Annotated in this window: 17 protein-coding genes and 1 riboswitch; of the genes, 13 read left to right on the forward strand and 4 right to left on the reverse strand. The window is 62.4% G+C overall.

Going from position 1 to position 21,188, the window contains the following annotated elements:
* Positions 1-155 precede the first annotated feature (155 nt).
* Entirely contained in the window at positions 156-488 is a 333-nt protein-coding gene (locus tag AC1M7R_RS13795) for a DMT family transporter (RefSeq protein ID WP_046065574.1), read from the reverse strand.
* A gap of 102 nt (positions 489-590) precedes the next feature.
* Here AC1M7R_RS13795 and AC1M7R_RS13800 point away from each other — a divergent pair, with 102 nt between their 5' ends.
* Positions 591-1,481, forward strand: a complete 891-nt coding sequence (locus tag AC1M7R_RS13800) for a LysR family transcriptional regulator (protein WP_072398532.1) — start codon at positions 591-593, stop codon at positions 1,479-1,481.
* Positions 1,482-1,503: 22 nt separating this feature from the next.
* Positions 1,504-2,784 carry a lipid IV(A) 3-deoxy-D-manno-octulosonic acid transferase gene (gene waaA, locus AC1M7R_RS13805; protein ID WP_076405684.1) on the forward strand — a complete coding sequence of 427 codons (1,281 nt, stop codon included), beginning with the start codon at positions 1,504-1,506 and terminating at the stop codon, positions 2,782-2,784.
* Positions 2,785-2,868: 84 nt separating this feature from the next.
* Here waaA and AC1M7R_RS13810 read toward each other — a convergent pair whose 3' ends face one another.
* Positions 2,869-4,308: a TolC family outer membrane protein gene (locus tag AC1M7R_RS13810; RefSeq protein ID WP_072398530.1), complete on the reverse strand. Its 1,440-nt coding sequence runs from the start codon at positions 4,306-4,308 to the stop codon at positions 2,869-2,871.
* Positions 4,309-4,458: 150 nt separating this feature from the next.
* Positions 4,459-4,564, forward strand: a riboswitch (TPP riboswitch).
* Between the two features lie 175 nt (positions 4,565-4,739).
* Here AC1M7R_RS13810 and thiC point away from each other — a divergent pair.
* Positions 4,740-6,629 (forward strand): phosphomethylpyrimidine synthase ThiC, encoded by a 1,890-nt coding sequence (thiC, locus tag AC1M7R_RS13815; RefSeq protein ID WP_072398529.1) that lies wholly within the window; start codon positions 4,740-4,742, stop codon positions 6,627-6,629.
* 168 nt (positions 6,630-6,797) lie between these two features.
* Positions 6,798-8,090 carry a putative hydroxymethylpyrimidine transporter CytX gene (cytX, locus tag AC1M7R_RS13820; protein ID WP_072398528.1) on the forward strand — a complete coding sequence of 431 codons (1,293 nt, stop codon included), beginning with the start codon at positions 6,798-6,800 and terminating at the stop codon, positions 8,088-8,090.
* Here cytX and AC1M7R_RS13825 read toward each other — a convergent pair.
* Complete coding sequence (locus AC1M7R_RS13825) at positions 8,059-8,805, reverse strand: RsiV family protein (protein ID WP_165887928.1); 747 nt, start codon at positions 8,803-8,805, stop codon at positions 8,059-8,061. The two genes, cytX and AC1M7R_RS13825, sit on opposite strands and share 32 nt — an antisense overlap.
* Positions 8,806-9,019: 214 nt before the next feature.
* Here AC1M7R_RS13825 and AC1M7R_RS13830 point away from each other — a divergent pair, with 214 nt between their 5' ends.
* The 9 genes from AC1M7R_RS13830 (at position 9,020) to AC1M7R_RS13870 (ending at position 19,348) form a co-directional block, all read left to right on the forward strand.
* A complete protein-coding gene (locus AC1M7R_RS13830) occupies positions 9,020-9,637 on the forward strand; it encodes an NUDIX domain-containing protein (RefSeq protein ID WP_072398526.1) in 618 nt (205 codons plus the stop codon).
* Positions 9,628-10,080 carry a DUF1249 domain-containing protein gene (locus AC1M7R_RS13835; RefSeq protein ID WP_003186471.1) on the forward strand — a complete coding sequence of 151 codons (453 nt, stop codon included), beginning with the start codon at positions 9,628-9,630 and terminating at the stop codon, positions 10,078-10,080. The genes AC1M7R_RS13830 and AC1M7R_RS13835 overlap by 10 nt, the downstream gene beginning before the upstream one ends.
* A 97-nt stretch (positions 10,081-10,177) precedes the next feature.
* On the forward strand, positions 10,178-10,993 hold the full coding sequence (gene cpdA / locus AC1M7R_RS13840) for a 3',5'-cyclic-AMP phosphodiesterase (protein WP_072398575.1): 816 nt from the start codon (positions 10,178-10,180) through the stop codon (positions 10,991-10,993).
* A gap of 727 nt (positions 10,994-11,720) precedes the next feature.
* A complete protein-coding gene (locus AC1M7R_RS13845) occupies positions 11,721-12,077 on the forward strand; it encodes a DUF6124 family protein (RefSeq protein WP_490610469.1) in 357 nt (118 codons plus the stop codon).
* A gap of 475 nt (positions 12,078-12,552) precedes the next feature.
* Positions 12,553-13,161: a YqiA/YcfP family alpha/beta fold hydrolase gene (locus tag AC1M7R_RS13850; RefSeq protein WP_072398524.1), complete on the forward strand. Its 609-nt coding sequence runs from the start codon at positions 12,553-12,555 to the stop codon at positions 13,159-13,161.
* A 41-nt stretch (positions 13,162-13,202) separates the two neighbouring features.
* Positions 13,203-15,107 (forward strand): DNA topoisomerase IV subunit B, encoded by a 1,905-nt coding sequence (parE, locus tag AC1M7R_RS13855; protein ID WP_072398523.1) that lies wholly within the window; start codon positions 13,203-13,205, stop codon positions 15,105-15,107.
* Positions 15,107-16,093 carry an esterase-like activity of phytase family protein gene (locus AC1M7R_RS13860; protein WP_103894378.1) on the forward strand — a complete coding sequence of 329 codons (987 nt, stop codon included), beginning with the start codon at positions 15,107-15,109 and terminating at the stop codon, positions 16,091-16,093. The genes parE and AC1M7R_RS13860 overlap by 1 nt, the downstream gene beginning before the upstream one ends.
* Before the next feature lie 100 nt (positions 16,094-16,193).
* Positions 16,194-18,458 (forward strand): DNA topoisomerase IV subunit A, encoded by a 2,265-nt coding sequence (gene parC / locus AC1M7R_RS13865; RefSeq protein ID WP_490610470.1) that lies wholly within the window; start codon positions 16,194-16,196, stop codon positions 18,456-18,458.
* Between the two features lie 179 nt (positions 18,459-18,637).
* Positions 18,638-19,348 (forward strand): PqiC family protein, encoded by a 711-nt coding sequence (locus tag AC1M7R_RS13870; protein ID WP_490610471.1) that lies wholly within the window; start codon positions 18,638-18,640, stop codon positions 19,346-19,348.
* A 249-nt stretch (positions 19,349-19,597) separates the two neighbouring features.
* Here AC1M7R_RS13870 and AC1M7R_RS13875 read toward each other — a convergent pair whose 3' ends face one another.
* Positions 19,598-21,112, reverse strand: coding sequence for an AhpA/YtjB family protein (locus AC1M7R_RS13875; protein ID WP_076405676.1), 1,515 nt, complete (start codon positions 21,110-21,112; stop codon positions 19,598-19,600).
* Positions 21,113-21,188: the final 76 nt, after the last annotated feature.

The following is a 21,188-nucleotide window of genomic DNA, read 5'->3' on the forward strand; positions in this document are numbered from 1 at the left end:
GGTCCGATTGCGGCAAGGGAATTTATCTCCGCTGGGCTGTGTAGCCACCTCCACCTGACAGCACGGCAGCATGTCAGTTGTCTTGAAAAGGGGGCGCTGCGACGAATCGATAAAGCCCCTCGCCACAAGGTATTCCAGTCAATGACCGGTGTGCTTCAGTGGCCGGCCGTCTTGGAGAACAGCTGGATCACCACCACCCCAAGCACAATCAACGCCATCCCCAGCATCGCCGGCACGTCCAGCTTCTGCCCGTAGATGAACAAGGCCGCCACGCTGACCATGACAATGCCCAGTCCGGCCCAGACCGCATAGGCCACGCCCACCGGGACAGTGCGCACCACCAGGGTCAGCATCCAGAACGCGGTGGCGTAACCGACGATGACCAGTAGCAAGGGCAAGGGCGTGCTCAAGCCTTTGATCGCTTTCATGGAGACGGTGGCAATCACTTCGGCGCAGATGGCGATGGCCAGGTAGTAGTAAGCGTTCATGAGCGATTCCTCTTGGCTGTTGCGACTTTCGATGGCGCCATTCTAGTGAGCGTTCAGATGCGGTAAAGTCATTACCTATCTGATATAGAGATAGGTTGGGTCATGAACGTGCAGTGGAATCTGGAGCAGCTGCGGCTGTTTGTCGGTGTTGCCGAAAAGCGTTCGTTCTCCGCCGTGGCCCGGGACCAACGCAAGGCTCAGTCGGCCATCAGCAGCGCCATTGCCTTGCTGGAAGCCGATCTGGGAGTGAACCTGTTCGAGCGCAGCAGTGGTCGTCAGCCCAGGCTCACTGAAGCCGGCGAAGCCTTGCTGGAAGAGGCGCGGGAGGTGCTGCGCCAGTGCGAACGCCTCAATGGGCGGGCCCAGGCCTTGATGCGAGGACAGGAAGCACGGCTGCGGCTGGCCCAGGACGAGGCCATGCCCTATCAGCCGGTGATCGACAGCCTGACCGCCCTGGCCGAGCGCTTCCCCACCCTCGAGGTGCAACTGGCCAGCGCTGCCCAGGGAGATGTAGCGCGCAAGCTGGTGGAGCGCCACGCCGACCTCGGACTGCTGTTCTATCACGAGCAGATCCCTGCGGCACTGGAGCGCCGGGTCCTGGGCAGCGTCGAGATGGTGACGGTGTGCGGACGCGAACATCCCATGGCCACGCAGGAATACGTGACTTGCCTGGAAATGGCCCGTCATCGCCAGTTGCTGATGGCGACCCAGTCCAGTGTCTACCCCGGCAGTGAGCAGGCCAGCCCGCAAGTCTGGCGCGCCGACAGCTTCTATGTCCTGGCCGAATGGCTCAGGTGTGGCCTGGGTTGGGCCTGGCTGCCACGGCATGTGGTGCAGTACCCGGCCTATCAGGGGCAGATGATCGAGCTCAACAGCGAATGGACCCCGCCAGCGCTGGTGGTGGAACTGGTCTGGCGGCGCGACGAGCCCCTGGGCCCGGCCGCGCGCTGGTTGGCGGAACGTTTTGCCGTGCAGCTGCAGGCGATTGGCTGAAAACCCGATAAACTCCGCCGCCATGAACAGAACTCTCTATAGCGCATTGTTTTATCTGGGGCTGCCACTGGTAGCGATTCGGCTGTGGTTGCGGGCACGCAAGGCGCCGGCTTATGCCCGGCGTATTGGCGAGCGTTTTTCCTGGCGCCTGCCGACCCTGGTGCCGGGAGGTATCTGGGTGCATGCGGTGTCGGTGGGCGAAAGCATTGCCGCCGCGCCGATGATCCGGGCCCTGCTGCAACGTTATCCACAGCTTCCGATCACCGTCACCTGCATGACGCCCACCGGTTCGGAGCGGATCCAGGCCTTGTTCGCCAACGAGCCGCGCATCCAGCATTGCTACCTGCCCTACGACCTGCCCTGCGCCGCGAAGCGCTTTCTCGATCGGGTGCGTCCGAAGCTGGCGGTGATCATGGAAACCGAGCTGTGGCCCAATCACATCCATCAATGCGCCAGGCGCGGCATTCCCGTGGCCTTGGCCAATGCCCGGTTGTCGGAACGTTCGGCGCGGGGGTACGCACGGTTTCCCCGGCTCACCCGTCCGATGCTGGCCGAGATGAGCCTGTTCGCCGTCCAGACCGAAGCCGAGGCCGAGCGTTTTCGCCAGTTGGGCGCCCGGGCCGAAACCGTCGAGGTGACCGGATCCATCAAGTTCGACCTGACGATCGATCCGCAACTGCTGGAAAGTGCCAGCGTCTTGCGGCATCAATGGCAAGCGACAGAGCGCGCAGTCTGGATCGCCGCGAGCACCCATGAGGGCGAAGACGAGGTGGTGCTGGCCGCCCACCGCCAGTTGCTCGACAGTTATCCCGATGCGCTGCTGATCCTGGTGCCGCGTCATCCCGAGCGTTTCGACTCGGTGTACCGGCTCTGTGAGCGCGAAGGCTTCGCCACGGTCCGGCGTTCCAGCGGGCAGCCTGTGACCGCCCAGGCTTCGGTGCTGCTGGGCGATACCATGGGCGAACTGTTGTTTCTCTACGCGTTGGCCGACAGCGCCTTTGTCGGCGGCAGCCTGGTGCCCAACGGTGGGCACAATCTGCTGGAACCGGCGGCCCTGGCCAAGCCGGTTCTGAGTGGACCGCACTTGTTCAATTTCCTCGAAATCGCCGCCCAGCTGCGAGCCGCCGGGGCATTGCAGGAAGTCGACGATGCCGAGAGCCTGGCCTTGGCGGTGCAGCGATTGTTCGAACTGCCCCGGGATGCCCAGCGCATGGCCGAGGCTGGCCTGAAGGTGATGCGCACCAATCAGGGGGCGCTGCAGCGTTTGCTGGACGGATTGGGGCGGTTGATCGCGGGACGGTGATGATTGCTGTGTGGCAAGAGAAAATATCTGTGGCGAGGGGATAAATCTCCTCGCCACAGGGGTAGCTGCCGCGAGATCCGTGGGCTACTGCGCCGGCCGTGAGCGCAGTTGCTCCGCCGCGGCCTGCGCCAGGTCCGGTGGCAGGAAATCCTTGTCCGGGTTGTAATCAGGCTTGAGGTAGCGCGACAGGTCCTGAAGGTCGGCCGGGCTCAGGGTGCCGGCGGCCTGCTTGAGGCGCAGGTTGTCGAGAATGTAGTCGTAGCGGGCGTTGTTGTAGTTGCGCACCGAGGTGTACAGCTGGCGCTGGGCATCCAGCACATCGACGATATTGCGGGTGCCCACCTGGTAACCGATCTCCGTGGCCTCCACCGCGCTCTGGTTGGAAATGATCGACTGGCGCCGTGCCTGGACCTGTTCCACGTCGGTGTTCACCGCGCGATGCAGGTTACGGGTGTTTTCCACCACCTGCCGGCGCAGGCCTTCGCGCTGCTGCTCGGTCTGGGTCAACTGCGAGTAGGACTCGCGGACCTGGGAGGTGGTCAACCCGCCGCTGTAGATCGGAATGTTCAACTGCAGGGCCAGGGTGCGCTGCTCGACATCGCCCCCGTATGGACGGCCAATCGCGTTCGGGTTGCTGAACCCCAGCGCGTCGTTGTCACCTTTCTCATACCTCGCCACGGCATCGAGGGTCGGGGCGTGGCCGGCCTTGCGCTGGCGCAGGGTGTCTTCGGCCGCCGTGACGGCGTAGTTGCTGGCCAGCAGGTTGAGGTTCTGCCGGGCGGCGGTGTCCACCCAGGCCTTGGCATCGTTCGGCGCCGGCGGCAGGATCGGTAGTGTGTGGACGATGCCCTGGATCGAGTTGTACTGGCGGTTGGTCAAGGTGATCAGGGCTTCGAAGGCATCCTCGACCTGGCGTTGGGCGAGGATCCGGTTGGCCCGCGCGGTGTCGTAGCTGGCCTGGGATTGCAGCACGTCGGTCTTGTCCGACAGGCCCACGTCGAAGCGCTCGTTGGATTGGTCGAGCTGGCGCTTGAACGCGGCTTCTTCAGCCTTGGTCGACGCCAGGTTGTCCTGACTGCGCAGCACATTGAAGTAACTCTCGGCGCTTTGCAGGATCAGGTTCTGTTCGGTGGCCGACAGTTGCAGTGCCGCCTGCTCGTTCACCGACTTGGCAGCCTGGAATTGAAACCAGCGGTCGGCACGGAACAGCGGTTGGGACAATGTGGCCTGGTATGAACGCGCACTGCGGTTGGCAATGGCGGCAGGCTCATCGATGTCGGTGCGCACGTTGGCCACCTCGGCCCCGCCGGAAAGGTTGGGCAGCAATCCGGCGCGGGCCTGGGGCACCACTTCCTTCTGGGCGCCGTACTGGGCGCGGGCAGCGGCCAGGTCGGCGTTGTTGTCCACCGCTTCCTGGTACACGCTCACCAGGTCGGTTCTGGTCGATAAGGGCGCTTCGGCAGCCCAAGCCATTCCATTGGACGCACAAGACACGGCAAGGGCCAGTGAGAGTTTGCGCAGCATGAGACGATCCCTAGACGAATGAGTGCGCACGAAGGCGCGGCGTAGCGAGTGTAGTTGCGCCGGGGCATGGCAACAATCCTGTATATGCGCCATTCATCAAGCCTTTTACCGTAGCCATGGCGTTCTGTAGTGGTTGTGTCTAGACTGGCCGGGTTCTTGTCGGGGTGCCTTGCTTTGAGGCTGAGATCGAATAATTTCGGATCCCGTTGAACCTGATCAGGTTAACGCCTGCGTAGGGAACAAGATTTCTCGTCACCCGGCGAGTCCTCTTGTGCTTCGTCCGGGATGTTGTTCGACAATCGACTTTCGATCTTCGAGCATCCTCGAGCAGCAAGCACAGCATCCGCACGATCGTGCAGGGGTGCGTCCATTCGCTACAGGTTCGCTCCGACAAAAATCCACTGCCTGGATGTGTGTCTGGAGAGCCCGTGATGACGACAAAATCAAAAAACGCGACCAACCTCAGTGATTCGGCCCAGGTCGATCAGCAATCGGTTCAGCCCTTTACCCGCTCGCAAAAAATCTATGTCCAGGGCAGCCGCCCGGACATCCGCGTGCCCATGCGCGAGATCAGCCTCGACGTGACCCCCACCGACTTCGGTGGCGAGATCAACGCGCCGGTGACGGTCTATGACACCTCGGGCCCCTACACCGACCCGAACGTGATCATCGACGTACGCAAAGGCCTGGCCGATGTACGTTCGCCCTGGATCGAGGCGCGGGGCGACACCGAACGCCTGGCAGGCCTGAGTTCCAGCTTCGGCAAGGAACGCCTGGCCGACCCCGAGCTGACCAAGCTGCGCTTCGCCCACGTGAACAATCCGCGTCGCGCCAAGCCGGGGGCCAACGTCAGCCAGATGCACTACGCGCGCAAAGGCATCATCACCGCCGAGATGGAATACGTCGCCATCCGCGAGAACATGAAGCTGGAAGTGGCTCGTGCCGCTGGCCTGCTGGATCAACAGCACGCCGGCCACAGCTTCGGCGCCAGCATCCCCAAGGTCATCACCCCCGAATTCGTCCGCGATGAAATCGCCCGTGGTCGCGCGATCATTCCGGCCAACATCAACCACACCGAACTGGAGCCGATGATCATCGGCCGCAACTTCCTGGTGAAGATCAACGGCAACATCGGCAACAGCGCGCTGGGGTCGTCCATCGAAGAAGAAGTGGCCAAGCTGACCTGGGGCATCCGCTGGGGTTCGGACACGGTCATGGACCTGTCCACCGGCAAGCACATCCATGAAACCCGTGAGTGGATCATTCGCAACTCGCCGGTCCCGATCGGTACCGTACCGATCTACCAGGCCCTGGAAAAAGTCGGTGGAGTGGCCGAAGACCTGACCTGGGAGCTGTTTCGCGACACGCTGATCGAACAGGCCGAACAGGGTGTCGACTATTTCACCATCCATGCCGGCGTGCTGCTGCGCTATGTGCCGATGACTGCCAAGCGCGTCACCGGGATCGTCAGCCGTGGCGGTTCGATCATGGCCAAGTGGTGCCTGGCGCACCACAAGGAAAACTTCCTCTACACCCACTTCGAAGACATCTGCGAAATCATGAAGGCCTACGACGTCAGCTTCTCGCTGGGCGATGGCCTGCGTCCGGGCTCGATTGCCGACGCCAACGACGAAGCGCAGTTCGGTGAGCTGGAAACCCTGGGCGAGCTGACCAAGATCGCCTGGAAGCACGACGTGCAATGCATGATCGAAGGCCCTGGCCACGTGCCGATGCAGTTGATCAAGGAGAACATGGACAAGCAGCTGGAGTGCTGCGACGAGGCGCCGTTCTATACCCTCGGCCCGCTGACCACCGACATCGCGCCGGGCTACGACCACATCACCTCCGGTATCGGTGCGGCGATGATCGGCTGGTTCGGCTGTGCCATGCTCTGCTATGTGACCCCCAAGGAGCACCTGGGGCTGCCGAACAAGGATGACGTGAAGACCGGGATCATCACCTACAAGATCGCCGCCCATGCGGCCGACCTGGCCAAGGGGCATCCTGGTGCGCAGATCCGCGACAATGCCCTGAGCAAGGCCCGTTTCGAGTTCCGCTGGGAAGACCAGTTCAACCTCGGCCTGGACCCGGACACCGCCCGTTCGTACCACGATGAAACCCTGCCGAAGGACTCGGCCAAGGTGGCGCATTTCTGCTCGATGTGCGGGCCGAAATTCTGCTCGATGAAAATCACCCAGGAAGTACGCGAATACGCCGCCAACCAGCGCATCGAAGCGGTGGACGTCGACGTCGCCCAGGGAATGGCGGAGCAGGCCGAGCGGTTCAAGCAGGAAGGCAGTCAGCTTTACAAGAAAGTGTGATGTGAGCCGAGGGGGCGGTGTTTTCACTGCCCTCATCGCGAGCAAGCTCGCTCCCACAGGGGATCTGCTGTGAACACAAAGTCTGTGTGCGCCTGTGATCCCTTGTGGGAGCGAGCTTGCTCGCGATAGCGGCCCCAAAACAACAAATACACCTCTGAGATAACACTCGTGAACATCCAACCCAGCACCTACTCCCCGGATACCGCAGTCCCCCTGGACAAACGTGTCTTCGGCGCCCGCGACCTGTTTTCCCTGTGGTTCTCCCTCGGCATCGGCCTGATGGTCTTGCAGGTCGGTGCCTTGCTCGCGCCGGGCCTTGGGCTGAGCGGTTCGTTGCTGGCGATTTTCCTCGGCACATTGGTGGGTGTCCTGCTATTGGCGGCCGTTGGCGTGATCGGCAGCGACACCGGTCTGTCGGCCATGGCGGCGCTCAGGCTCAGCCTGGGTGGCAGGGGCGCGAGCGTGCCGGCGGTGTTGAACCTGTTGCAACTGATTGGCTGGGGCTCGTTCGAAATCATCGTCATGCGCGATGCGGCCAGCCTGCTTGGCGCACGGGCCTTCAGCGAGGGCAGCCTGGGTGCGAGCCCATTGCTGTGGACATTGTTCTTCGGCGCCCTGGCGACCTTGCTTGCGGTGAGCGGACCGCTGACATTCGTGCGCAAGGTGCTGCGCAAATGGGGCATCTGGCTGCTGCTGGGGGCTTGCCTGTGGCTGACCTGGAACCTGTTCGCCAAGGCCGACCTGGCGGCGCTGTGGGCCCAGGCGGGCGACGGCTCGATGCCGCTGGCGGTGGGATTCGACATCGCGATCGCCATGCCGTTGTCGTGGCTGCCGCTGATCGCCGACTACTCACGTTTCGGCAAACGCGCCAGGAACGTCTTCGGCGGCACCGCCCTGGGGTTTTTCATGGGTAACTGCTGGCTGATGAGCCTGGGCGTGGCCTACACCCTGGCCTTTGCGCCGAGCGGCGAAGTCAATGCATTGCTATTGGCCCTGGCAGGCGCCGGATTGGGCATCCCGCTGCTGTTGATCCTGCTGGACGAGTCGGAAAACGCTTTCGCCGATATTCACTCGGCCGCGGTTTCCAGTGGCATGTTGTCGGGGTTGAAGGTCGAGCACCTGGCCTTGGCCATCGGTGTCATCTGCACATTGATCGCCTGCTTCGCGCCCTTGGCGCAGTACCAGAACTTCCTGCTGCTGATCGGCTCGGTGTTCGCGCCGCTGTTCGGCGTGGTGCTGGTGGATCATTTCATCCTGCGCAGGCGCAGCAGCCAGGTGGTGTCGGCCGCATTGCGCTGGCCGGCGTTGTTGGCGTGGCTGGGCGGGGTGAGCACCTATCATGTGCTCGCCCACTTCTACCCGGATGTCGGCGCGACCCTGCCATCGCTGATCGTGGCAGGGGCGCTGCAACTGATGCTGGGCCGGGCGTTCAGCTACGGCCGGGAAACAGCTCGGGCTTGAGAATGCCGTTGAGGCGCGGGTAGGGGATCTTCAGTTCGATGTGGCCCAGGGCGTAGGGCGCGATGGTGCTCGTTTCGTACTTGAGGATCACCCCGCCGTAGGTCAGCGCCACGTTCGGGGTTTTCTTGAAGGGCCACTGCTTGATGAATTCCGGCTCCTGATCCAGCTTGGTGCTGATCAACCAACTGTTATGGGCGACCTGGACAGCTTTCCAGAAGGCGTCCTCCTGGCCCGGCAGCAGCATGTCGGACAGGGTCAGCACCTTGTTCTGCTGGCGCGAATAGTTGATGAAGCCGCGTCCGGGTGTCCCGTGTTCACCGCCGGTATCCAGGTAGCTGGACAGTTCGATGATCACCAGGCCGTCATGTTGCTCCCGTACCTTGGCCTGCAGATAACTGCTGCTGCCAGGGGCGGCGTTGCGCAGGAACTGGTCGCGGTAGGCGGCCAATGTCGGCGCCACCGGGGCGTCGGGTGCGGTGCGGGTCATTTGCAGCAAGCGTTTTTCGACGATGCCGTCCAGTGCCGGCTCGGCGGGAAAATGCAGGGTGTCGATGTTCACCAAGGGGCAGTCGGCACTGGCACAACCGGGTTGCAACTGTTCCGAGGCATCGCGGGTGGTTTCCAGCGGTGCGCGGTAATTGGGCTGGAACAGGCTTTGGCAAGCGCCCAAGGTCAGGGCGACGAGGGCCACTGAAACGGTTTTGAAAAGCGACATGGGTGTCCTTCATGAAACAGGGAAAGGCGAAAAGCTCCCCGCTTCGACTGTCTGCGGGGCAATCAGTTCGCCACTAAACTCATTAGAATTCTTTCATCCCCTGCCGTCTATCCCGATCAGTGGAAAGGGGCTGCATCAAACGGTACGGGCGCGTTAGGATGGCGCGAAGTCGAGGTTGGAACCTCGCATCGATCTGCTCCATACGAGGACTGTCATGACTGATTTCGCCAACGCCACACCGACCGCCGTGGACATCGTCAAGCGCGAAAGCTGCTTCCAGGGTTTCTACAAGCTCGATCGCGTTCACCTGCGCCATGAGCTGTTCGCTGGGGGCATGAGCCGTGAAATCAGTCGTGAGCTGTTCGTGCGCCATGACGCGGTGTGCGTGTTGCCCTATGACCCGCAGCGCGACGAAGTGGTGCTCATCGAGCAGTTTCGCGTGGGCGCCATGGGCAAGACGGTCAACCCGTGGCTGGTGGAACTGGTGGCCGGCCTAATCGACAAGGACGAACAACCGGAAGAAGTTGCTCATCGCGAAGCGCAGGAGGAAGCTGGGCTCGTATTCGCCGCGCTGTGGCCGATGACCAAGTATTTCCCATCGCCGGGCGGCAGCAATGAATTCGTGCATCTCTACCTGGGGCGTTGCGACAGCACGGGGGCAGGCGGCCTGCACGGGCTTGTGGAAGAGGCCGAAGACATTCGTGTGAAGGTCTGGGCTTACGAAGATGCCTTGCAGGCGGTGCGCGACGGACGTATCTGCAACGCGGCCAGCATCATTGCCTTGCAGTGGCTGGCCTTGAACCGCGATGAAGTGAGGGGGCTATGGTCCTGAACAAGCTACGCGATCGCTATCGCGTCGATCTGGTGGGCTTGCAGGCGGCCTGTGAGGCCAACTATGCCCGCCTGATGCGCTTGTTGCCGGACATGCGCAACGATCCGGCGCCGCGCCGCATCGCCGTGACCCATGGCGACCAGATGCTCGGCGTGCTGGCCCTCGAAGTGCTGCAGACCTGCCCCTATACCACCACGCTGCAAGTGCGCCAGGAGCACAGCCTGCCCTGGCTGCCGGTGCCGCAGCTGGAAGTCCAGGTCTACCACGATGCCCGCATGGCCGAAGTCGTCAGCGCCGAACATGCAAGACGCTTCCGTGGCATCTATCCTTATCCCAATGCCTCGATGCACCAGCCGGACGAGAAAGCCCAGTTGAACCTGTTCCTGGGAGAGTGGCTGAGTCATTGCCTGGCGCTGGGGCACGAGTTCGAAGTCGTTCGCTAGTGTGAACCGGTTCCGGTTCGCGGGTTTCCCCTTTCGATCATCCCCAGCATAATTGCGACTTCAGCCAATGGCGTCATCGCGCCTGGGAGCGAGCGATTTGCCGAGCGTATCCACCTTGACCACCGCCGATGCGGCGTTGCTGGTCCAGCTGTCCGACAGTCACCTGTTCGCCGAGTCTGACGGCCTGCTGTTGGGCATGAACACCCGTGACAGCCTGCAAGCGGTGATTGACCTGGTACTCAGGCAGCAGCCGGACGTCGACCTGATGCTTGCCACGGGCGACCTGTCCCAGGACGGGACACTGCAATCCTACGAGGCATTCCGGCGCCTGAGCGGGCGAATCGATGCCCCGGCGCGCTGGATCCCGGGTAACCATGACGAACCGCAGGTCATGCTCCAGGCGGCGGTGCAGAGCACTTTGCTCGATCCGGTGGTGGATATCGGCAACTGGCGAATCACGATGCTGGACTCCGCGGTGCCGGGCTCGGTGCCTGGCTTCCTGGCAGAAGAACAATTGATCCTGCTGGCCAATGCCTTGAGCGAAGCGCCGGAGCGCCATCACCTGGTGTGCCTGCATCATCATCCGGTGTCGATTGGCTGCCCGTGGATGGAGCCTATCGGGTTGCGCAATCCCGAGGCGCTGTTTGCGGTGCTGGATCGGTTTCCTCAGGTGCGGGCAGTGCTTTGGGGGCATGTGCACCAGGAGATCGACCGGGAGCGCAATGGGGTGCGGTTGTTGGCTTCGCCTTCGACTTGCATTCAGTTCGAGCCGGGGAGTGAGGATTTTGCCGTCGGTGAGCAGGCGCCCGGGTATCGGTGGTTGCGGCTTTGGCCGGATGGGCGGTTGGAGACGGGGGTTGAGCGGGTGGTTGGGTTTGAGTTTGTGGTTGATTATGGGGCTCAGGGGTATTGAACTGTTGACTGGGTACATATCCATTGTTGCGGTAACGGCCACTTACGGTTCCGCCCTTACGGCGGGTTACTTTTGGCAAACGCCCCAAAAGTAACCAAAAGGTCTGTGCCCCACCACTGGGCACCTCGCCAAGGCGAGGTGTTCCCGAACGCAGGCATTGCTCCGTGGGCCCGCCGCGAAGGGCCATCCATGGCCCAGCGCGGCTATCCCGGCATCCATGCCGGGATGCCCACTACGCAACGCCTGCGCTCGGCCCTTGTGGTTAATGGGGCGTCTAAGATCAAAAGCCAAAGCCAAAGCCAAAGCGAGTCGGCCTGACGGCCGACCAGTTTCTCTGGCCATACCCATTCCAACTGTGGGAGCGAGCTTGCTCGCGATGGCGGCTTTACAGTCGATCTAAATCTGTGGGAAAGGTCGGACATTCAGGCAGATTTTTCCGACGATCTCTGGCGGTTGCCGGGTGGGAAGGGGACTCGCTAACCTTTTTCGGTCGCTGCAATTCAGCGACCGGGCCTGGAAACCCGATAAGTGAGGATGCAACGGCGCGCCACATGAGATACTGCATCGCTTTTTTGCGTGTGCAGTTCTGCTTCATGGCGGCTGTGCGCGGGAGACTTTCGAGTCTGCCGGGTTTGCTCCGCACTCCGGTTTTCCAGCCCGCGCATAGCTGCCACCCTCTCGCCTGGAAACGGGAAATGGCGGCTCCACTACATAAGGGAGCCTCATCATGTTCAAAGTAACCCCCAATCCCCCCGAAACCGATCCCACCTCGGCTCACGCCGGCCTCGATGCCAAAAAACTCGACGAAGCCGCCGAACGCGCCCTCAACTTCTACCTCGCCCCAGAACCCCAGGCTAAAAAGAAACCATTACCCGGTCAGCTATTCGCCGTCGTCGAAAACCTGGACAGCGAAACCCTCCTGGCCAACCTCAGCGAAACCCTGGCCTCGGCCAATGCGATGCTCAGCGACCTGGCCTTCAACCTGGAAGGCTCCAACCGGCATATAGCCTTCGGCGTCCAGCAGATGGTCGAACTCTCTGAGCTGCTGGCAAACCGAGCGCTGGACGTCGTTGATCCCCGATAGGCCAGGCAACCTCTTGCTCTTGCTTTGGCTTTTGATCTTGAGCGCCCCGTTAAACCACAAGGGCCGAACGCAGGCGTTGCGTAGTGGGTATCCCGGCATGGATGCCGGGATAGCCGCGCTGGGCCATGGATGGCCCTTCGCGGCGGGCCCACGGAGCAATGCCTGCATTCGGGAACACCTCGCCTTGGCGAGGTGCCCAGTGGTGGGGCGAGGCGCTTTTGGTTACTTTTGGCGCCTTTTCAAAAGTGACCCGCCGTAAGGGCGGAACCCTAAGCGGCCGTTACCGCAGCAATGGATATGTACCCGGTCAAAAAATCCACACAGACCGACACAAAGCCATCGCGAGCAAGCTAGCCCCCACAACAGAATCGCAGCACAGCCAGCAGAGATGGGCCGGCGATAAGGCCAAATCCCCCCAAACCACTCCAATCTCCCTGTAAACTCCGGCCTTTGCCCCCACACACAGGAAATTGGCATGTCGGCCTCGATCCTCTACATCCACGGCTTCAACAGCGCGCCAGCCTCGACCAAGGCCCGCCAGCTCATCGATGTGATGACCCGCCTGGGCCTGGCCGACCGACTGCAAGTGCCGGCACTGCATCACCACCCCCGCGAAGCCATGGCCCAGCTGGAACAGGCGATCGCACAACTGGGCCGTCCGCTGCTGGTCGGCAGCTCGCTCGGCGGCTACTATGCGACTCACTTGGCCGAACGCCACGGCCTCAAGGCGCTGTTGATCAACCCTGCCGTCAGCCCCCATCGGATGTTCGATGGCTACCTGGGCACGCAGAGGAATCTGTACACCGACGAAACCTGGGAGTTGACCCACGACCACGTCACGGCCCTGGCCGAGCTGGAAGTGCCGGCGCCCCGGGATCCGCAGCGGTTTCAGATATGGTTGCAAACCGGTGACGAAACGCTGGATTATCGCCACGCCCAGCAGTACTACCGCGCCTGTGCCCTGCGCATCCAGGCCGGTGGCGATCACAGTTTCCAGGGATTTGCCCAACGATTGCCGGCGTTGTTGAGTTTTGCCGGAATTGGCGCCGATCTGTACCAGGCGATCGACTTCACGTCGCTGTGAGCCATCGCCCCTTTTTATTTGAACACTGACGACGAGACCCCATGGCCACTCCCAGCGCTAGCTCCTATAACGCAGACGCCATCGAAGTCCTCTCGGGCCTCGACCCGGTGCGCAAGCGCCCCGGCATGTACACCGACACCAGTCGGCCGAACCACCTCGCCCAGGAAGTCATCGACAACAGTGTCGACGAAGCCCTGGCGGGGCATGCGAAGTCGGTGCAGGTCATCCTGCATGCCGACCATTCGCTGGAAGTCAGCGACGACGGTCGTGGCATGCCGGTGGATATCCACCCGGAAGAAGGCGTGTCGGGCGTCGAGCTGATCCTCACCAAGCTCCACGCAGGCGGCAAGTTCTCCAACAAGAACTACCAGTTCTCCGGCGGTTTGCACGGGGTGGGTATTTCCGTGGTCAACGCCTTGTCGACCCAGGTCCGGGTACGGGTCAAGCGTGACGGCAACGAATACCAGATGACCTTTGCCGATGGCTACAAGGCCACCGAGCTGGAAGTGGTCGGCACCGTCGGCAAGCGCAACACCGGGACCAGCGTGTATTTCGCGCCGGATCCCAAGTATTTCGATTCGCCCAAGTTCTCCGTCACCCGCCTCAAGCATGTGCTCAAGGCCAAGGCCGTGTTGTGTCCGGGGCTGCTGGTCAGCTTCGAGGACAAGGCCACGGGTGAAAAGGTCGAGTGGCATTACGAGGATGGCCTGCGTTCCTATCTGGTGGACGCGGTCAGTGGTTTCGAGCGCCTGCCCGATGAGCCGTTCTGCGGCAGCCTGGCCGGCAACAAGGAAGCCGTGGACTGGGCATTGCTGTGGTTGCCCGAGGGCGGCGAAAGCGTCCAGGAAAGCTACGTCAACCTGATCCCCACCGCCCAGGGCGGTACCCACGTCAATGGCTTGCGCCAGGGCCTGCTGGATGCCATGCGCGAGTTCTGCGAGTTCCGCAACCTGCTGCCCCGTGGCGTGAAGCTGGCGCCGGAAGACGTCTGGGAGCGCATTGCCTTCGTCCTGTCGATGAAGATGCAGGAGCCGCAGTTCTCCGGCCAGACCAAGGAACGCCTGTCCTCCCGCGAGGCGGCCGCGTTCGTGTCCGGTGTGGTGAAGGACGCCTTCAGCCTGTGGCTCAATGCCAACCCGGAAACCGGCCTGTTGCTGGCCGAGCTGGCGATCAACAACGCCGGTCGTCGTCTCAAGGCCAGCAAGAAGGTCGAACGCAAGCGCATCACCCAGGGGCCGGCATTGCCGGGCAAGCTGGCCGATTGCGCCGGACAGGATCCCATGCGTTCCGAGCTGTTCCTGGTGGAAGGTGATTCCGCCGGCGGCTCGGCCAAGCAGGCCCGGGACAAGGAATTCCAGGCCATCCTGCCGTTGCGGGGCAAGATCCTCAACACCTGGGAAGTGGACGGCAGCGAAGTGCTGGCCAGCCAGGAAGTGCACAATATCGCGGTGGCCATTGGCGTCGATCCGGGCGCCGAGGACATGAGCCAACTGCGCTACGGCAAGATCTGCATCCTCGCCGACGCCGACTCCGACGGGCTGCACATCGCCACGCTGCTGTGCGCGCTGTTTGTCCAGCATTTCCGCCCGCTGGTGGATGCCGGTCACGTCTATGTGGCGATGCCGCCGCTGTACCGTATCGACCTGGGCAAGGATATCTACTACGCCCTGGACGAAGCCGAACGCGATGGCATTCTCGATCGCCTGGTGGCCGAGAAGAAGCGCGGCAAGCCGCAGGTCACGCGATTCAAGGGGCTGGGTGAGATGAACCCGCCGCAACTGCGCGAAACCACCATGGACCCGAATACGCGCCGCCTGGTGCAGTTGACCCTGGATGACTTCGAGGCGACGACGGAGATCATGGACATGCTGCTGGCGAAAAAACGTGCCGGCGACCGCAAGACCTGGCTGGAGTCCAAGGGCGACCTGGCCGAGGTGCTGGCCTGATGCGCAACGGGTTCGCCCTGGCGCTGTTGCTATGGGTGGGAAGCGTCGTCGCCGGGCCGGCAACGGAACTGAAAATGCTGTCGGAGCACGTCGTCGATGGCATGCGGGGCGGCAATCTGTCCGGGCTGGCCCTGTGTGGCCGCGAAATGTGGGCGGTGTCCGATCGCGATGATGATCGCCTCTATCGCCTGGACACCTCCGATGCGGCGGTCTGGCAAGCCCTTGTCTCGACCATCGAGGTACCGCCGGTGCCTGAAAGCGACTTGCCCTGGGGTTTGCGTTCGCGGACCTGGGCCGCTTCGTTCCTGCGTGGTGGCGAGCTGGATTTCGAAGGCATTACCTGCGACAGCGCAGGCAACCGCTATGTGGTCAGCGAGTCCCATGCCGCCGTGTTGCAGGTGTCGCCGTCGGGCGATGCATCCTGGTTGAAGATCGCCCCGACCATGATCCGCCAGGCCCGGGCCAGCGGCATGTTGTTGCATTTCAATGCGCTGTTCGAAGGCATTGCGGTCAACCCGGCCGGTGACCAACTGTGGCTGGCGGCCGAGCGCGAGCGCCGCGGCCTGTTGCTGATCAAGCGCCAGCAGACGGTATGGGATTGCGACGGCCAGTGCGCGCTGCTGAGCGAAGCGGGGCAGGAAATGCAACCGGCCCAGTTTGCCGATGCCAAGGCGGTCTCGCGGGACTTCGCCGATCTGTCACTGTTCGACGGCAAACTGTTTACCCTGGAACGCAACGCCTATCAGATCTGCCGGCGCGATCCGCAGACCGCCAAGGTGGAGCGCTGCTGGTCATTCGCGGCCGAGGGACTTCTGGATAAACGCCGCTACGCCCAACCCTATGGGCTGGCCGAAGCAATGGTGGTGGATGCCGCAGGCGCCTGGATCGGCCTGGACAACAACGATGGGCCACGCGCCGATGGCGAAAGACGGCCGGTCATCTGGCGTTTCGCTGCGCCCGATGGCGGTTGGAGCGCTTCGCCATGAATGGGCAACCACGGGGCCGATGCGCCCTGGACCCGATTGAATCTACCCAGCGCGGCGACACGCCTGTCGTCGTGCCAGACAACGAACTGATGAGGCCCGCATGAGCGACATTCTTGCAGACAGCTTGGACGGCGTGGAGCGCCGATCGCTGGCTGACTTCACCGAAAGTGCCTACCTCAATTACTCCATGTACGTGATCATGGACCGCGCCTTGCCGCATATTGGCGACGGCCTCAAGCCGGTTCAGCGGCGCATCGTCTATGCCATGAGTGAACTGGGGCTGGATGCCGATTCCAAGCACAAGAAATCGGCGCGTACCGTCGGTGACGTGCTCGGCAAGTTCCACCCGCATGGCGACTCGGCATGCTACGAGGCCATGGTGTTGATGGCCCAGCCGTTCAGCTATCGCTACACCCTGGTGGACGGCCAGGGCAACTGGGGTGCGCCGGACGATCCCAAGTCCTTCGCCGCCATGCGTTACACCGAGGCGCGGCTGTCGCGTTACTCTGAAGTGCTGCTTAGCGAACTGGGCCAGGGCACCGCGGACTGGGGGCCGAACTTCGACGGAACCCTGGAGGAGCCGTTGGTGCTGCCGGCACGTTTGCCGAATATCCTGCTCAATGGCACCACTGGCATCGCCGTGGGCATGGCCACCGACGTACCGCCTCACAACCTGCGGGAAGTAGCCACGGCGTGCGTGCGCCTGCTGGACGAGCCGAAAGCCACGGTGGAGCAGCTGTGCGAACACATCCAGGGGCCGGATTACCCGACCGAGGCGGAAATCATCACGCCGCGGGCCGACCTGCTGAAAATCTACGAGACCGGTCGTGGTTCGGTGCGTATGCGCGCCGTGTACCACGTGGAAGATGGCGACATCATCATCACCGCACTGCCGCACCAGGTGTCCGGGGCCAAGGTCCTGGAGCAGATTGCGGCCATGATGCAGGCAAAACCTTCGAAAGCGCCGCAAGTGGCGGACCTGCGCGACGAGTCGGACCACGAGAACCCTTGCCGCATCGTGATCATTCCGGTCAACAGCCGGGTCGATCATGAGGCGCTGATGCAGCACCTGTTCGCCAGCACCGATCTGGAATCCAGTTATCGGGTCAACATCAATATCATCGGCCTGGATGGCAAGCCGCAGTTGAAGAACCTGCGGGCGCTACTGGTGGAGTGGCTCGAATTCCGCGTCAAGACGGTACGCCGGCGCCTGCAGTTCCGCCTGGACAAGGTCGAGCGTCGCCTCCACCTGTTGGATGGCTTGCTGATCGCCTACCTCAACCTGGATGAGGTGATCCACATCATCCGCACCGAGGAGCATCCCAAGGCCAAGCTGATCGAACGCTTCGCCCTGAGCGAAATCCAGGCCGACTACATCCTCGATACCCGCCTGCGGCAATTGGCGCGGCTGGAAGAGATGAAGCTGCGGGCCGAGCAGGACGAGTTGCTCAAGGAGCAGGCCAAGCTGCTCGCCTTGCTGGGCAGCGAAGCCAAGCTCAAGAAGCTGGTGCGCACCGAGTTGCTCAAGGACGCCGAAACCTACGGCGACGACCGACGCTCCCCGATCGTGGAGCGGGCCGAAGCCAAAGCGTTGAGCGAACACGACCTGTTGCCCAATGAGAAAGTGACCGTCGTACTGTCGGAAAAGGGCTGGGTACGCTCCGCCAAGGGTCATGATATTGACGCCGCCGGGCTTTCCTACAAGGCCGGCGACGGTTTCAAGGCCCTGGCGCCCGGGCGTTCCAACCAGTATGCGGTGTTCATCGACTCCACGGGACGCAGCTATTCGGTGCTGGCCCATACCCTGCCATCGGCTCGCGGCCAGGGCGAACCGCTGACCGGTCGTCTGACGCCGCCACCGGGTGCAACTTTTGAATGCGTGCTGATGCCTGATGATAACGGGCTGTACGTTATCGCGTCGGATGCCGGCTACGGGTTCGTCGTCAAGGGTGAGGACCTGCAAGCCAAGAACAAGGCGGGCAAGGCGCTGTTGAGCCTGCCGAACAACGCCAAGGTCATTGCGCCGCGTCCGGTCTTCGATCGCGATAACAACTGGCTGGCCTCGGTGACGACCGAGGGCCGTTTGCTGGTCTTCAAGATCAGCGATCTGCCACAGCTGGGCAAAGGCAAAGGCAACAAAATAATCGGCATTTCCGGCGAACGGGTTGCAAGCCGTGAGGAATTTGTCACGGATATTGCAGTATTACCGGAGGGTGCCACGCTTGTGCTGCAGGCTGGAAAGCGTACGCTTTCGTTGAAAGCGGACGATCTTGAGCATTACAAGGGTGAACGCGGTCGCCGGGGCAACAAGCTTCCGAGGGGTTTCCAGCGAGTGGATGCACTGCTCGTCGAAAACCTGAATTAAGCGTGCCAGAGGCCTCGGTCTGCGATTAAAAGCCGCAGATCGATGCTTTCGCGCTGGAGTCGGAACGGATATTCACGGATGATAGGCCCTTTCAAGCGCCGGCGTGGCCGAGCGTTCTTCATAATGACCGAGTATTTTTTCACTGTGGTAAGCCTTGTGGCCGCCACCTGGACGGAACGATGACTGCTCTGCGCCTTCCTATTCTGTGGCTCGCCGGCCTGCTTGGCCTGGCGGGCTGCAGCATTCACCAGCCGGTGTCGCTGTATCAACTCGACAGTGGAAACCCGGCCCAGCCTGCACAAAGCACGGGCATGGCTGTGTTGCTCGGCCCTGTATTGATCGCTGACTACCTGCAACGCGAAACCCTGCTGCAACGCCAACCCGACGGTAGCTTGCAGGCCGCCACCGACGGTCGTTGGGCCGGTAGCCTTTCTTCGGACATCGACCAGTTGCTGCTGCGCCAGGTGGCCGGTCACCTGGACAGCCAGCGCGTGGTCCTTGCGCCAGCGACCCAGGGTTTCACCCCCGATGTCCAGGTGCTGCTTTCCATTACCCGCCTGGACTCTGGCGAATCGCAGCCGGCGGTGCTCGACGCCCAATGGCGGCTGATCGACCGTCGCGGCAAGGTCCGCGAAAACCGTATCGTTCATCTGCAGGAGCAACATGCGGGCAGCACTGCGGCCCAGGTCCAGGCCCAAGGTATCCTGGTGCAGCGCCTGGCCGAGCAGCTATCGACGGCGCTCAAGCCGTTGGCCAACCAACCTTCCATCGTCGAAGCGCCGGTGCGCAAGTCCGCTCCGGCCCAGGCCAAGCCTGCTGAACCGGAGAAGTCGCCAAAGATCCCGATGGCCTTGCCGATTCGGACGGATATGGAAGTGTTCCGGTTCTGATAGCTGGACTGCAAACAAGACAAAGCCCGCACTGATGCGGGCTTTGTCGTTTCTGTCGATTGGATTGTCGGCGCCTGTCCTGGCTCCTTCGCGAGCAAGCCACATTCAACCTTGAGTAAACACGGATTCGGCCGCCCATGAAGATCTTGTGGGGGAGCGAGCCTGCTCGCAACCGATCGGCGATGGCAACAAAAAAGCCTGCAGATAATCACTCATCTGCAGGCTTGCGTTCGCTTCAACGACTGGATATCAGGCCTGGCGCTCGTGCATTCGCGCCAGTTGCCGCTCCAGCAAGGACGGATAGGGCTCCATCAGTCGCTCCACGCAGCAGGCACCTTCAGGGCTGGCGATAGGGCGGATGCGGGCACGCTGGCGAATCAGGGCGTCGTCGTTGATCTTGCGCTCCACCAGCAACAGGTTGCGGCTGTGTTGGGACAAGGCCAGGGCGTCCTGGGCAGTTTCGGTCAGCAGCAGGTCAATCTGACTCAGGCCGAACAGTCCGTCGCCCAGGGTCAGGCCCAGTTGTAATTGCAGGGTAATGCCGCTGTCGGCCACTTCGATCTGCAACTGATGGCCCAGGGCCCGCAGCAGTTCGCCGCAGCAGATGGCATTGGTCAGGTAATCGTCACCGCTGTCTTCGGTGTGGAACAGCATCAGCGTGCTGCCATCGTTCAGGGTATGCAATTCACCCTGGTACAGCGAGGCGGCCTGGTCGAGGCAATCGCGATAGCGTTCCAGCAGTTCCTTCAGGCGGGCCTGGGGCAGGCGTCGCAATTGATCCTGGGCGCCGAGCTGCACGGCAAGCACGGCACTGTGCTGCGGCTGGTTCGAGACGGCAGCCCTGGCGACCGGCTGCGTTTGCCCGGTCACCGTTTCGTCCCGCAGGTCGGCGAAGGCATCGTCGTCCTCGTCGTCTTCAACCGTGCGCACTACGTGACGGGGCGCGGGCCGGGCGGCAGGCATGGGCGGGGTTTCGTCGAAACCGGGATCACGCAGGTTGCGGACTTCGAAACCGGGCTCGGCATCATCATCCGCGTAGTCGATTTCCTCGGGTTCTGGCTCAGGTTCAGGCTCCGGCGCGAAGCTGGCGTGCAGCTGCCGGGCCAGGTCGCCGATCTCGTCCTGGCGCTGGATGGCCGGGGTATGTTCGTCGATATCCCGCAACCAGACGCGCAATTGCAGCAGCGGCGTGGAGAGGTGCCGCCCCAGGCGCAGGCTCAAGGCCAAGGCCAGGGCCAGCAATATCGCGCTCAGGATACCCATGCTTTGCAGGCTGATGGTCATCGGCTGCTGGAACTGGTCCATGTCCAGGCTGATGCGCAGTTGCCCGGCGGTCACGTCCTGGAAGGTGATCTTGCTCTGGTACATGCCCCCGGATTCGCCCAGCAGGCCAGGCTTGGGCCGCTGTCCGGCCTCGGCGAGGATGCGGTTGTCCACGCTGTAGATGGCGGCGTGGGCCACCAGCTTGTTCTTGGTCAGGTTGTTGAGCAGCACATTGAGGCTGAGGATGTCGTTGGACACCAGCAGCTCGGTGGCGGACGTGGCGGTCTGGGTGGTCAGGCTCTCGCCCAGGGCGTCGGCCTGTTCGTGCATCGCCTGCTTGAACTGCAAGCCCATCACACAGGCATAGATGACCAGCGCCAGGGCGACCAGGATCACGTTATGGCTGGCAATGCGCAATGCAATCGGCACGCGACGATGGCGCAGTGCACGGAAGATCAGCAGAAAGAAATTGTCGGTTTTGACTGGCGTGGGCCGGTTCACTGAGCTCGGCTCTTTGTCCGTGAAATTGACGCGCAGTATAGCGACAGCCCCATGACCGGCAAAGCACTGGCGGTGC

The sequence above is a fragment of the Pseudomonas sp. MS01C9 genome (genome assembly GCF_058202755.1).

Excerpts from the sequence above, each read along its gene's own strand:
- AC1M7R_RS13795 (WP_046065574.1), bottom strand. The coding sequence starts at position 488 with ATGAACGCTTACTACTACCTGGCCATCGCCATCTGCGCCGAAGTGATT.
- AC1M7R_RS13800 (WP_072398532.1), top strand. The coding sequence starts at position 591 with ATGAACGTGCAGTGGAATCTGGAGCAGCTGCGGCTGTTTGTCGGTGTT.
- waaA (WP_076405684.1), top strand. The coding sequence starts at position 1,504 with ATGAACAGAACTCTCTATAGCGCATTGTTTTATCTGGGGCTGCCACTG.
- AC1M7R_RS13810 (WP_072398530.1), bottom strand. The coding sequence starts at position 4,308 with ATGCTGCGCAAACTCTCACTGGCCCTTGCCGTGTCTTGTGCGTCCAAT.
- thiC (WP_072398529.1), top strand. The coding sequence starts at position 4,740 with ATGACGACAAAATCAAAAAACGCGACCAACCTCAGTGATTCGGCCCAG.
- AC1M7R_RS13825 (WP_165887928.1), bottom strand. The coding sequence starts at position 8,805 with ATGTCGCTTTTCAAAACCGTTTCAGTGGCCCTCGTCGCCCTGACCTTG.
- AC1M7R_RS13830 (WP_072398526.1), top strand. The coding sequence starts at position 9,020 with ATGACTGATTTCGCCAACGCCACACCGACCGCCGTGGACATCGTCAAG.
- AC1M7R_RS13835 (WP_003186471.1), top strand. The coding sequence starts at position 9,628 with ATGGTCCTGAACAAGCTACGCGATCGCTATCGCGTCGATCTGGTGGGC.
- AC1M7R_RS13845 (WP_490610469.1), top strand. The coding sequence starts at position 11,721 with ATGTTCAAAGTAACCCCCAATCCCCCCGAAACCGATCCCACCTCGGCT.
- AC1M7R_RS13850 (WP_072398524.1), top strand. The coding sequence starts at position 12,553 with ATGTCGGCCTCGATCCTCTACATCCACGGCTTCAACAGCGCGCCAGCC.
- parE (WP_072398523.1), top strand. The coding sequence starts at position 13,203 with ATGGCCACTCCCAGCGCTAGCTCCTATAACGCAGACGCCATCGAAGTC.
- AC1M7R_RS13860 (WP_103894378.1), top strand. The coding sequence starts at position 15,107 with ATGCGCAACGGGTTCGCCCTGGCGCTGTTGCTATGGGTGGGAAGCGTC.
- parC (WP_490610470.1), top strand. The coding sequence starts at position 16,194 with ATGAGCGACATTCTTGCAGACAGCTTGGACGGCGTGGAGCGCCGATCG.
- AC1M7R_RS13870 (WP_490610471.1), top strand. The coding sequence starts at position 18,638 with ATGACTGCTCTGCGCCTTCCTATTCTGTGGCTCGCCGGCCTGCTTGGC.